Raw genomic sequence first — 12,666 nt, forward strand, 5'->3', positions numbered from 1 at the left:
GGCGCTCCCCTTATGCGCGGTCCGCAACGCGTTCGCCCATGATGCCGGACGGGCGGAACAGCAGCACGCCAATCAGCACGATGAACGCGAACACATCCTGGTAGTTCGAACCGAACACACCGCCAGTCAAGTCCCCGATATAGCCGGCACCCAGCGCCTCGATCAGGCCCAGCAGCATGCCGCCCACCATGGCGCCTGCCAGGTTGCCGATGCCGCCCAGCACTGCGGCGGTAAACGCCTTCAGGCCCGGGATGAAACCCATGTAGAAGTGGGCGTTGCCGTAGTTGGTCGCCATCATCACGCCCGCGACGGCTGCCAGGGCAGCGCCGATCATGAAGGTGGCGGAGATCACGAAGTTCGGGTTGACGCCCATCAGGCCTGCCACACGCTGGTTCTCGGCGGTGGCGCGCATTGCGCGGCCGAGCTTGGTGCGGTTGACCAGCAGGATCAGCCCGATCATCACCAGGATGGCCACCACGATGATGACGATTTCCTTGCCGGTGATGGTCGCGCCGGTAGAGCCGATATCAATCGGGCTCGAAGGCAGCAGCTGCGGGAAGGTCAGCGGGTTACGCGACCAGATCATCATCGCCAGGGTCTGCAGCACGATCGACACGCCGATGGCGGTGATCAGCGGTGCCAGACGCGGCGCATTGCGCAGCGGCCGGTAGGCAACCCGTTCGATGGTGTACGCCACGATGGCACAGACCGGCATTGCAAACAGCAGCGCAATGACGAGCGTGAGCCAGTCAGGCAGATTGGGGAAGTACTTCTGGAGGAAGTTGATGGCGGTCAACGCGGACATTGCACCGACCATCAGGACATCGCCGTGGGCGAAGTTGATGATGCCGAGAATACCGTAGACCATGGTGTAGCCAAGTGCGATCAGCGCGTAAATGCTGCCGAGCACCAGACCGTTCACGATCTGCTGGATAAAGATATCCATGAGAACAGCTCCTGCTATGCCTTGCTTTGTTGTAGGCGACGGGATGGCGCGCCCGCAAGGTATGCGATCAATCGGATGGGTAAGGTGAGGTTGCTGGTAAGCGGCCTGCCGAACGCGCCCATGGTGAGGGCCTTGTATGACTGGCTAGGCTATAAAAAACGGCACCGCAAGGGTATGCGCGGTGCCGTTTTTAAGGGCAAATCGTAATGAGAATCGCCCTTCGATTACTGATTACATCTTCACAACGTCAAGGACGGTCTTCTTCTTGTCCTTGTAGTTGTACAGGGTGATGGAGCCTTGCTTCAGGTCACCCTTCTCGTCGAACGAGATGTTGCCGATCACGCCGTTGTAGTTGGTTGCCGGCATGGCAGCCAGGATCTTGGCCGCATCGGTCGAGTTGGCACGCTTCATCGCGTCGATGATCACGTTGACAGCGTCATACGTGAACGGTGCGTAGATCTGCACCGGCGTGTGGAAACGGTCTTGGTACTTCTTGTCGAAGTCCGCGCCCTTTTCCATCTTCGACAGCGCCAAGCCTGCTTCCGAGCAGACGATGTTGTCGATGGCATCGCCAGCCAGTTCAGCAACCTTGTCGGTACACACGCCATCGCCGCCGACGATCTTGGCGGTGATGCCAAGTTCCTTGGCTTGCTTGGCGAACGGACCGCCGGTGGCATCCATGCCGCCGTACATGATCACGTCCGGCTTCTTGCCCTTGATCTTGGTCAGAATGGCCTTGAAGTCGGTGGCCTTGTCGTTGGTGGCTTCACGTGCCACAACGCTCACGCCGTCCGCCTTCGCGGTCTTCTCGAACTCGTCGGCCAGGCCCTTACCGTAGGCGGTGGCATCGTCAACGATGGCCACGGTCTTTGCGCCCAGGGTCTTGGCAGCATAGTTGGCCAGTGCCGGGCCTTGCTGCGCGTCGGTCGCAACCACACGGTAGGTCGTCTTGAAGCCTTGCTTGGTGTAGTCGGGGTTCGTCGACGACGGCGAAATCTGCACGATGCCTGCATCGCTGTAGATCTTGGAAGCCGGGATCGAAACGCCCGAGTTCAGGTGGCCGACGACGGCAACAACCTTCTCGTCAACCAGCTTCTGCGCCACGGCGGTGCCGGTCTTCGGGTCGCCCGCATCGTCTTCACCGACCAGTTCCAGCTTGATCTTCTTGCCGTCGATGGTCAGGCCTTCCTTGTTGGCTTCCTCAACGGCCAGGCGCGCACCGTTTTCGTTGTCTTTGCCAAGGTGAGCAATACCGCCCGTGAGCGGAGCCGCGTGACCGATCTTGATGACGGTCTCGCCGCCGCCGGCAGCTGCGGCCGGAGCCGACGTTGCTGCAGGTGCAGCAGCTTGGTCTGCGGGCTTTTCCTCGTTCTTACCGCAAGCTGCTACGAGTGCCACGGCAGCCGCAAGCGGCAGAACTTTGGCAAACTTGATTTGCATGAGTGATCTCCTAGATCTCGCAAGAGCAAGAAGAGCGTCCTGCCTCCCGGCCGCTCCCCCTGCGCCGATTGTTTCAATTTGAAACGCGCGAATTGTATCCCCTTTTTTTGCGGATGCAATACGCGTCGCAACAACGATTTTTACAGTAACTACGCCGCTTTACGGGCTTTCCCCAATGCCCAAACAGGCGTCATTTCGCGCAGGCATTCGCGAATGGCAGGCAGGTATAACAAGAAGCATGCCAGAGTAGGGGAAACCCCGTACCCGCGCGGCTTGGCGGGCGATCCGTACGGTAAATCAAGGCTTTACAGGCATTCAAGCTGTTTTTGCAATGCACAAAACAAAACGGCCACTCTAGTTAGAGTGGCCGTTCGCATGTCAAAAGCGCTTTATGCACCGCATTAGGGCGCACCGCTTTTGTGCGCACATTACCCCCAATTAAGTGGGCATTTACATAATCGACTTCAATTGATTTGAAGCCCCCTCGGAAGGGGGAAGGACATGTTTTCTTGAATACCCTCGAGCGGGCGCACGGTGCGCGCACCCAGCGCCTTGAGCCGATCGACGATCGATTGCGCCAGTTCCTCTGGTGCTGAAGCGCCCGCCGTCAGGCCCACGCGGCGCTTGCCGGCCACCCACTCGGGCTTCACCTGCTCCGGCGTATCCACCATATAGGCAGGCACACCCAGCTTTTCGGCCAGTTCGCGCAGTCGATTCGAGTTCGAACTGTTCGGGCTACCCACCACGATGACCACCTCCACCTGCGGCGCCATGAACTTCACAGCGTCCTGGCGGTTCTGCGTGGCGTAGCAGATGTCCTGCTTCTTCGGTTCGTTCACAGCAGGGAAGCGCGCCTTGATGGCGGCCACGATCTCCTGCGTCTCATCCACCGACAACGTGGTCTGCGTGACATAGGCCAGTCGCGTCGGGTCCTTCACCGCGAGATGCGCCACATCATCGACGGATTCAACGAGCAGCATGCCGTCGTCGGCCTGGCCCATGGTGCCTTCCACTTCGGGGTGCCCCTTGTGGCCGATCATGATGATCTCGAAGCCCTGTGAGCGCATCTTCGAAACCTCGACGTGCACCTTGGTCACCAGCGGGCAGGTCGCATCGAACACGCGCAGGCCGCGCGCCTCGGCCGCCTCGCGCACCGCGCGGGACACACCATGCGCGCTGAAGATGACCGTGCCGCCCACCGGCACATCGTCGAGTTCCTGCACGAACACCGCACCCTTGTTACGCAGATCGCTCACCACATAGGCGTTGTGCACGATCTCGTGGCGCACGTAGATGGGCGCGCCAAACAGTTGCAGCGCGCGCTCAACAATCTCGATGGCCCGGTCCACGCCGGCACAGAAGCCACGCGGCTGCGCGAGCAAAACCTCAGCATCGATCTGGGTGACTGGGTCGACCGGGGTGTTCATGGTGGTGCTCATTACAGAATGCCGATCAGCTGGACTTCGAACAGGATGGTCTGCCCAGCCAGCGGGTGGTTGAAATCGAACAGCGCAGAGGTTTCGCCAATCTCTTTCAGCACGCCGGCGTACTTGCCACCGCTCGGTGCGTTGAATTCAACCAGGTCGCCTGGCTGGTAGTCCTCTTCAAACGAGGAGTTTTCACGCAGCGTGGCCAGCGACACGCGCTGCAGCAGCTCCGGATTGCGCGGGCCGAATGCATGCTCGGGCGTCAGGCGGAACGTCGTGCGCTCGCCCTCGCGCATACCGAACAGCGCCTGCTCCAGCGTCGGTGCCAGTTGCCCCTGGCCGAGCAGCAGCGTCGCGGGCTTGTCACCAAAGGTGGTAACGACGTCCGTATCGTTCTCCAGGGCGACGCGGTAGTGCAGCGTCAAATAGGAATCCGCCCCAACTACCTTGCCTGCGCCGCTTGCCGACGCCTGATTCGTCAAATCTTGCACGCTCAACCTGCTTGACCAAAAAGTAACCCGTTATTGTACGTCAGCCCTCCTCTCGGTCGCTGGCGCGGCGCCTGCTGCACACAGGCCGCACGCGGGCAATCAGCGCCCTCCCCAACACTATCTATATGGCAATTGTCGACTGGCCCGCCCACGAGCGGCCGCGTGAAAAACTGCTCGCCCAGGGCCCTGCCGCGCTCTCCGATGCGGAATTACTGGCCATCTTCCTGCGCGTGGGCGTGCCGGGCAAAAGCGCCGTCGACCTGGCGCGCGAGTTGCTCACCCATTTCGGCTCACTCGGGCGGCTGTGCCACGCCTCGCAGCAGGAGTTCTCGTCGATCCATGGCATGGGGCCGGCCAAGTACGCGCAACTGCATGCGCTACTGGAAGTGGCTCGACGCGCGCTCAAGGAAGACATCACCCATGGCCAGACCTTCGATTCCCCACAGAGCGTGAAGGATTTCCTGCGACTGTCGCTCGGCCACCGCCCGCACGAAGTCTTCGCCTGTCTGTTTCTGGATGTGCGACACCGACTGATTGCGTGGGAGGAGCTTTTCCGCGGCACGCTGACCGAGGCGCGCGTCTATCCCCGTGAGATCGCCAAGCGCGCCCTGCATCACAATGCTGCTGCCGTCATCCTGGCCCACAACCACCCCACCGGCCACGCCGAGCCCAGCGAATCCGACATTGTTCTGACCCGGGAACTATGCCGCGCGCTGGCGCTGCTCGATGTGATTGTTCTGGATCACATGATCGTTGGCCGCACCACGGTCTACGGCTTTCTGGAACACGGCAAGATGTAGCGCAGACGCCGCATCGCGCGTTGCTCAACGGCAATCCACTGATCCCGTTGATTTGTCAGCGGTTTTGTGTGTATAATCCGCGTTTCGCTGAAGTCCCACCTCTACAGTGGCGCTGCGCTTGGTTTTGGTCCCAGCGCCCGGTCGCAAACTGTAGCCAACGAATTTAGTTAGGAGTGCTCCATGGCACGCGTCTGTCAAGTGACCGGGAAAGCGCCGATGGTCGGCAATAACGTTTCCCACGCAAACAACAAGACCAAGCGCCGTTTTCTGCCGAACCTGCAGAACCGTCGCTTCTGGGTTGAATCCGAAAACCGCTGGGTGAGCCTGCGCGTCTCGAACGCCGGTCTGCGCCTGATCGATAAAAAAGGCATCGACGAAGTGCTCGTGGACCTGCGCGCACGCGGCGAAGTCTAATTAGGAGTTAAATCATGGCCAGCAAAGGCGGACGCGACAAGATCAAGCTGGAATCGACCGCAGGTACGGGTCATTTCTACACGACCACCAAGAACAAGCGCACCAAGCCGGAAAAGATGGAGATCATGAAGTTCGATCCCGTCGCCCGCAAGCACGTCGCTTACAAGGAAACCAAGATCAAGTAATCCTCTGGATTGCGCATCTTGTTTCCGTCGGCATGATCGACAGCAAAAACCCGCTTCAAGGCGGGTTTTTTGTTGCCCGTCATTTGGCGAGAGTCGCGGTGTACACTGCTCCTCTTTCCGATTGACACGCGACTGTGCTAGGGCTTGCCCCGGTCTGCAGTCGCGTCTGCCTAGCGTCTCGCGTCTTCCATGAATTTCGATGTTGCCGTCGTCGGCAGCGGTCTGGCGGGCCTGACCGTCGCCCTGCACCTCGCCGATCACCGCCGTGTGGTCGTCATCAGCAAACGCAGCTTGCCGGAAGGCGCCAGCGATTGGGCGCAGGGTGGCATTGCCGCTGTGCTCGACTCCGGCGACAGCCATGATGAGCACGTCGACGACACGCTCATCGCCGGCGCAGGCCTGTGTGATGAAGCGGCCACGCGTTACATCGTCGAGAACGGACGCGAGGCGATCGAATGGCTGATCGGCCACGGCGTGCCCTTTACGCGCGATGAACAGGCTGAACTTGGCTTCCACCTGACGCGCGAAGGCGGCCACCGCCATCGCCGCATCATCCACGCAGCCGATGCCACCGGCCATGCCGTGGTGACGACGCTCGTGGAAAAGGTACGCAATCACCCGAACATCACGCTGCTGGAAGACCATTTCGCGATCGACCTGATTACCGATGCGAAGCTGGGCCAGCCAGGTACCCGTTGCCATGGCCTGTACGTGCTCGACTGCAAGAGCGGCCGCGTCAAGACACTCACCGCCAGCCAGACCGTGATGGCCACCGGCGGTGCGGGCAAGGTCTATCTCTATACGACGAACCCGGATACGGCCAGCGGCGATGGCATCGCCATGGCGTGGCGCGCCGGCTGCCGTGTGGCGAACATGGAGTTCATCCAGTTCCACCCGACCTGCCTCTACCACCCCTTCGCCAAGTCGTTCCTGATTACCGAAGCCGTGCGCGGCGAAGGCGGCAAGCTGATCCTGCCCGACGGCACGCGCTTCATGCCGGCGCACGACGAACGCGCCGAACTGGCCCCGCGCGACATCGTTGCCCGCGCCATCGACTTCGAGATGAAGAAACGCGGCCTGGACTGCGTGTACCTCGACATCAGCCACCAGAGCCCCGAATTCCTCAAGGAACATTTCCCGACCATCCTGGCACGCTGCCTGGAGCTGGGCATCGACATCACGCGCCAGCCGATTCCGGTGGTGCCTGCCGCGCACTACACATGCGGCGGCGTGGTGACAGATCACATCGGTCGCACCGACATCACCGGCCTGTACGCCGTGGGCGAAACGGCCTACACCGGCCTGCACGGCGCCAACCGGCTGGCGAGCAATTCGCTGCTGGAATGCATGGTGATCGGGCGCGGCGCGGCGGAAGACATCCTCGCGCAACCGCAATCGCAGCCGACGTCGGTGCAGATTCCCGCATGGGATGAAAGCCGCGTGACAGACGCCGACGAAGAAGTCGTCGTCTCGCACAACTGGGACGAGCTGCGCCGCATGATGTGGAACTACGTCGGCATCGTGCGCACGAACAAACGGCTCGAACGTGCGCAGCACCGCATTGCCCTGCTGCGCGAAGAGATTGCCGAGTACTACAAGAATTTCCGCGTGAGCCACGATCTGCTGGAACTGCGCAACCTCGTCGAGGTAGCCTCGCTGATCGTCGATGGCGCGCTGTCACGGCACGAAAGCCGCGGCCTGCATTTCTCCCGCGACTACCCTGAGACGCTGCCCAAGGCACTGCCGACGGTCATGCAGCCGACCCATCGGCAGATTGCCCGCAGGAACTAGTCAGACTGACTCAACGATCCGCAGAGAGTAGTCGGTTGCGCGCACGTCCTTCGTGAGCGCGCCGACGGAGATGCGGTCCACGCCCGTCTCGGCAAACGCGCGGATCGTGTCGATGTTCACCCCGCCAGACACCTCCAGCAGCGCCCTGCCCGCCGTCACGCGCACGGCCTCGCGCATGGCGGGCGTATCGAAGTTATCAAGCAGCACGGACGTGGCGCCGGCCGCCAACGCTTCATCCAGCTGCGCGAGCGTTTCCACCTCAACCTGAATCGACACCCCTGCGTTCAGCGCCTGCGCTGCACGCAAGGCCGCCGTCACGCCGCCCGCCGCAGCGATGTGGTTTTCCTTGATGAGGATGCCGTCGTACAGCGCCAGGCGCTGGTTCTCACCGCCGCCAATACGCACCGCGTATTTCTGCGCCAGGCGCAGACCGGGCATCGTCTTGCGTGTATCGAGCACGCGAGCACGTGTACCCGCAATGACGCCGACATAGCGCGCTGTTGCGGTCGCCACGCCGGAGAGCAACTGCAGGAAATTCAGCGACGGGCGCTCGGCGGTCAGCAGCGAACGCGCCGGGCCCTCGATCTCGCACACCACCGAATCGGGCGCCATGCGGTCGCCCTCCTGCTGCTGCCAGGTCACGCGCAGCGCCGGGTCCACCGCGCGCATGCAGGCGTCGAACCAAGGCGTGCCGCACAGCACGGCGTCTTCACGCACGATCACGCGCGCGCGCGCATGGCGATCGGCAGGAACCAGCAAGCCCGTGCGATCCCCCGTACCGACGTCCTCGGCAATCGCAACGGCCACATTGGCTGCCAGCGCTTCGCGCAGCGCCGGGCCAAAGCTATCGAAAATCGCCTGCGCGGCGTTCATGTTCATCTGAGTCGCCGTCATGCCGGGCCAATTCCTTGAAAAAGCTGTGCGTTGGCCGCCAGATCACCCTGCGGTCGGACCGCGGCCTTCTCACGTGCGGAGAAATCAAGCATGCGGTCAATGCAGACCACGGCCTGTTTGCCGATCATCGGATCGACGTGGATTTCGTTGCGGCCGGTTTCCAGCACCTCGGCCAGGTTCGTAAGCGCGTTCATCGCCATCCACGGGCAATGCGCACAGCTCTTGCAAGTGGCGCTGTTGCCGGCGGTCGGTGCTTCGATGAAGCGCTTGCCCGGCGCAGCCATGCGCATCTTGTGCAGGATGCCGTTGTCGGTCGCCACGATGAACTCCTGCGCCGACAGCGACTGTGCTGCCGCAATCAGCTGCGAGGTCGAGCCCACCACGTCCGCCTGCGCTACCACCGAGGCAGGCGATTCTGGATGCACAAGGATCTTCGCGTTCGGGTGCTCGGCGCGCAGCAAGTCCAGCTCGACACTCTTGAACTCGTCATGCACGAGGCACGAGCCCTGCCACATGAGCATGTCGGCGCCAGTCTGCTGCTGGATGTAGTTGCCAAGATGGCGATCCGGTGCCCAGAGAATCTTTTTTCCCTGCTCGTGCAGGTGCTTCACGATCTTCAGGCCGATGGAAGAGGTCACCATCCAGTCCGCGCGTGCCTTCACGGCGGCACTGGTGTTGGCATAGACGACCACGGTGCGATCCGGATGCGCGTCGCAGAAAGCCGCGAACTCATCCGGCGGACAGCCCAGATCGAGCGAGCAGGTCGCATCCAGATCCGGCATCAGCACGGTTTTTTCCGGGCTGAGGATCTTGGCGGTTTCGCCCATGAAGCGCACACCCGCCACGACCAGCGTCTTGGCCGAATGGTCGCGACCAAAGCGCGCCATCTCCAGCGAATCCGACACGCAGCCACCGGTTTCCTCGGCCAGATCCTGGAGGTCGGCATCCACGTAGTAATGCGCGACCAGCACGGCCTCGCGCTCCTTGAGCAGGCGCTTGATGCGGGCCTTCAGCTCGTCGCGCTCCTCGCGCGACAACACGGGCGGTACCTTGGCCCAGGCGTGGGCGACACAGCTGGCGCCGGACTGCTCTTCGGTAAGCATGTCCGGGCGATCGAATTCAACCGTCTTGATGTGGGCTTCCATGATGGTCTCCCCGTCCGGCAGGGCGCCGCGCAGCTTGCGTGGCAATGAAACGGACGGCGTGTGAGGAGGACACGTGCCGCGATGCGCTCTCGTGGGCGATTCGTGCGGCCTGTTAAACGTGTGATTTAACGCAGTTTACCCAAAAGAAAAGCCCCGCTGCGGAGCGGGGCTTCACCTATGAAACAGGAAACTCAGGCGTAGCGGCGCAGACGCAGGGCAAATTCCTGCAGTGCGTGGATACCGCTTTCCTCGGCGCGCTTGCACCAGTCCTGCAGTTGGTGCAGCAGTTGCTCACGCGTGGCGTTCGAACGACCCCAGAGGGCGCCCAGCTCGCGGCGCATTTCTACGAAGGTGTGCAGCGACGAGTGATCCGACACGATTTGCGAGAGCTGCTCGCGCTGCGGTGCGCCCAGCTTGGTTTCATCGCGGTGGAACCACTTGCGGGCCGGCTTCAGCGCACGGTATTCCACGTCGCGCGATTCCTTCAGCTTGGCCAGCTCCTGGCGGTAAGCTGCCTTGACAGTCTTGGCGTAGCGGGCCATCACGTCGTAGCGGTTGGCGATGATGGCCTCCAGCGTGTTCTGGTCAACCGGCTTCGCATCCACAAAGCGTGCCTTGGGCGCCACTTTCTTGACCTTGGCCAGACCAACGATCTCCAGCGCGCGGATGTAGCCCCAGCCGATGTCGAACTCGTACCACTTGACCGAGAACTTGGCCGACGTGGCGTACGTGTGGTGGTTATTGTGCAGCTCTTCGCCCCCGATGATCAGGCCCCACGGCGACACGTTGGTCGAGGCGTCTTCGCAGTCGAAATTGCGATAGCCCCAGTAGTGGCCCAGACCGTTGATGATGCCGGCAGCATTGATCGGAATCCACAGCATCTGGACCGCCCACACCGTCAGGCCGATCGCGCCAAACATCAGCACGTCTAGGATCAGCATCAGGCCAACGCCTTGCCACGTGAACTTGGAGTACAGGTTGTGCTCGATCCAGTCGTCCGGCGTGCCGTGGCTGAACTTCTGGATGGTTTCCTGGTTCTTGGCCTCGGCGCGATACAACTCGGCGCCTTCCAGCAACACCTTGCGGATGCCACGCGTCTGCGGGCTGTGCGGATCGTCTTCGGTTTCGCACTTGGCGTGATGCTTGCGGTGGATGGCCGTCCATTCACGCGTGACCATACCGGTCGTCAACCACAGCCAGAATCGGAAGAAGTGCGCGGGAATCGGATGCAGGTCCAGCGCGCGGTGCGCCATACAGCGGTGCAGGAAAATCGTGACAGCGGCGATGGTGATATGCGTCACCACCAGCGTGAAAATCAGGATTTGCCACCAAGCCCAATCCAGGGTGCCGTTGGCAAGGAAATTCAGAAAGGAGTCGATCAAAGTGTTCTCCGTGGTCAACTCGGGGTGATCAAAGCAGCCTAGGTCGAAAGCGACGTTGCTGCCTCTTGAGGCCATCCGCTGCTGCAGCGTTGCAAGGTTGCAAGCTCACAACAGTGGGGTCGTCTTGGCGGGGAATCGGGTGTTGGCACCCGGCTTGCGCGTCACATCGGCGAGCGTCCTATCGCCGGTCATGTGACCTCCGCCCCAGCGCAATGCAAGCTGTTTGCGGCGCTTTGCCGCAAGTGAAAGCCACTGCGACGGTGCCGTCTGATCCTTTGTGGGAGCATCCAGCATTTTAACCGAATACCCCCTCTATTCCATGAGGGAAAACCGTCAGTTTGACCCAGAACAAGGGGCATCGTTCCTGACGGTGGCGTGCTAGACCATCAGGCCGGCGCAGATGGAGCGTCGGATGGGGCGTTCGCATCACCCGCGGCGCCTTGCTGCAGCGCCAGTGGCCCCAGCACACGCACTTCGCGCTGCGGATACGGGATCTCGATCCCCGCCTCCTTGAAGCGGCGATAGATGGCGCGGTTCAAGCCGGACTGCACGCCCAGCTTGCCGTTGTGCGGGTCATTGATCCACACGCCCAACTCATACTCGATGCCGCTATCGGCAAACAAGGCCATGAAGGCGGCAGGGGCCGGGTCGGTCAGCACGCGCGGAACCCCTTCGGCGCATTGCACGAGTAGCGCGAGCACCGCTTCCGGGTCCGCCGCATACGACGCCTGCACCCGCACCGCCACGCGCACCGTGCCGCGCTCGTTATGGTTCTGCACCGCCTGCGCGACCATCAGCTCGTTCGGCACCAGCGTGTCGCCGTCGCCGTTGCGCACCACGGTGTAGCGCGTGCGGATCTGCGTGACGATGCCGGTATAGGTGCTGACCGTGATCTGATCGCCCAGCTTGAGCGAGCGCTCCAGCAGGATGATGAAGCCCGAGACGTAGTTGCTGGCGATCTTCTGCAAGCCGAAGCCCAGGCCCACACCCAGCGCGCCGCCAAACACCGACAGCACCGTCAGGTCGATCCCCACCAGCGACAGGCTCAGCAGCAGCGACACCAGCAGCAACACCGCCTTGGCCACGCGCGAGAGCACCACCTTCAGGTTGGCGTCGATGGCCTTGGCGCGCGTGATGCGGCTGTCCAGCCACGAGCCGAACCACATTGCGACCAGCACGGTGAGCAGGATCCACACCGCCCCCATCAGCATGGCCGCAAGGCTCACCTTCTGCTTGCCGCCGATCGCGAACCGGATGCCGTCCAGATAATCGATCACGTCACCCAGCACGCCCAGCACGTAGAGCACCATGCCGATCCACATCAAGGTGGTCAGCACACGCTGAACCAGCACCAGCATGCCGTGCAGTTCGCCATTGGCCGACAGCACGCGGCGCAGCACGTAAAACGTGAGATACAGCATCGTCAGGCCGAACAGCGGAACCGCTGCCAGCCGGAACACGCTGATCGGCATCACACCCACCAGCGCATAGCGCGCCCCGAGCACCAGCAGCCAGCCAATCAGCGGGAACATCGCCCGCTCCAGGCTCGACCACGCGAAGCGCAGTGCGAACGTGTCATTCACGTGGCCCGCGTGCAGGCGCCGTGCAATGGGCCGCGCCATCAGCCAGGCGGCGCCCAGCAGCAGCACGAGCACGCCCAGCTGCCAGATGAAGCGCGGGCCGCCCAGATCAGAGACGATGTCGCCGATCATGTGGCCCAGTGCGATGTGGTTCAGAGGCAGTTCGTTCAT

12 protein-coding genes are annotated in these 12,666 nt (G+C 62.1%); 4 read left to right on the forward strand and 8 right to left on the reverse strand.

Features of this window, described 5'->3' with window-relative positions; translation table 11 throughout:
• Positions 1 to 10: 10 nt before the first annotated feature.
• From V6657_RS12615 to V6657_RS12630, 4 genes are all read right to left on the reverse strand, one after another.
• Positions 11 to 946 (reverse strand): branched-chain amino acid ABC transporter permease, encoded by a 936-nt coding sequence (locus V6657_RS12615; protein WP_048934552.1) that lies wholly within the window; start codon positions 944 to 946, stop codon positions 11 to 13.
• A gap of 231 nt (positions 947 to 1,177) precedes the next feature.
• Positions 1,178 to 2,386: a branched-chain amino acid ABC transporter substrate-binding protein gene (locus tag V6657_RS12620; protein ID WP_048934551.1), complete on the reverse strand. Its 1,209-nt coding sequence runs from the start codon at positions 2,384 to 2,386 to the stop codon at positions 1,178 to 1,180.
• Positions 2,387 to 2,850: 464 nt separating this feature from the next.
• The gene (ispH, locus tag V6657_RS12625) at positions 2,851 to 3,825 is read right to left on the reverse strand and encodes a 4-hydroxy-3-methylbut-2-enyl diphosphate reductase (RefSeq protein WP_048934550.1); all 975 of its coding nucleotides are present in this window, start codon (positions 3,823 to 3,825) and stop codon (positions 2,851 to 2,853) included.
• Positions 3,825 to 4,304, reverse strand: coding sequence for a peptidylprolyl isomerase (locus V6657_RS12630; RefSeq protein ID WP_048934549.1), 480 nt, complete (start codon positions 4,302 to 4,304; stop codon positions 3,825 to 3,827). Before V6657_RS12630 ends, ispH begins: the two co-directional genes overlap by 1 nt.
• Before the next feature lie 125 nt (positions 4,305 to 4,429).
• Between V6657_RS12630 and radC the strand changes: the two genes are divergently transcribed.
• The 4 genes from radC to nadB all read left to right on the forward strand — a co-directional run bounded on the left by radC (position 4,430) and on the right by nadB (position 7,494).
• On the forward strand, positions 4,430 to 5,104 hold the full coding sequence (gene radC, locus V6657_RS12635) for a DNA repair protein RadC (protein WP_048934548.1): 675 nt from the start codon (positions 4,430 to 4,432) through the stop codon (positions 5,102 to 5,104).
• Positions 5,105 to 5,284: 180 nt separating this feature from the next.
• Positions 5,285 to 5,518 (forward strand): 50S ribosomal protein L28, encoded by a 234-nt coding sequence (rpmB, locus tag V6657_RS12640; protein WP_004631999.1) that lies wholly within the window; start codon positions 5,285 to 5,287, stop codon positions 5,516 to 5,518.
• Between the two features lie 14 nt (positions 5,519 to 5,532).
• Positions 5,533 to 5,703: a 50S ribosomal protein L33 gene (rpmG, locus tag V6657_RS12645; protein WP_003262397.1), complete on the forward strand. Its 171-nt coding sequence runs from the start codon at positions 5,533 to 5,535 to the stop codon at positions 5,701 to 5,703.
• Positions 5,704 to 5,892: 189 nt separating this feature from the next.
• On the forward strand, positions 5,893 to 7,494 hold the full coding sequence (gene nadB / locus V6657_RS12650; protein ID WP_048934547.1) for an L-aspartate oxidase: 1,602 nt from the start codon (positions 5,893 to 5,895) through the stop codon (positions 7,492 to 7,494).
• Here nadB and nadC read toward each other — a convergent pair whose 3' ends face one another.
• From nadC to V6657_RS12670, 4 genes are all read right to left on the reverse strand, one after another.
• Entirely contained in the window at positions 7,495 to 8,388 is an 894-nt protein-coding gene (gene nadC / locus V6657_RS12655) for a carboxylating nicotinate-nucleotide diphosphorylase (RefSeq protein WP_048934546.1), read from the reverse strand.
• Positions 8,385 to 9,533 carry a quinolinate synthase NadA gene (nadA, locus tag V6657_RS12660; protein ID WP_048934664.1) on the reverse strand — a complete coding sequence of 383 codons (1,149 nt, stop codon included), beginning with the start codon at positions 9,531 to 9,533 and terminating at the stop codon, positions 8,385 to 8,387. The genes nadC and nadA overlap by 4 nt, the downstream gene beginning before the upstream one ends.
• Positions 9,534 to 9,724: 191 nt before the next feature.
• Positions 9,725 to 10,915 carry an acyl-CoA desaturase gene (locus tag V6657_RS12665; protein WP_048934545.1) on the reverse strand — a complete coding sequence of 397 codons (1,191 nt, stop codon included), beginning with the start codon at positions 10,913 to 10,915 and terminating at the stop codon, positions 9,725 to 9,727.
• 386 nt (positions 10,916 to 11,301) lie between these two features.
• Entirely contained in the window at positions 11,302 to 12,666 is a 1,365-nt protein-coding gene (locus V6657_RS12670) for a mechanosensitive ion channel domain-containing protein (RefSeq protein ID WP_048934544.1), read from the reverse strand.

The organism is Ralstonia sp. RRA, from assembly GCF_037023145.1.
In the GTDB taxonomy this organism is placed as follows: Bacteria; Pseudomonadota; Gammaproteobacteria; order Burkholderiales; family Burkholderiaceae; genus Ralstonia.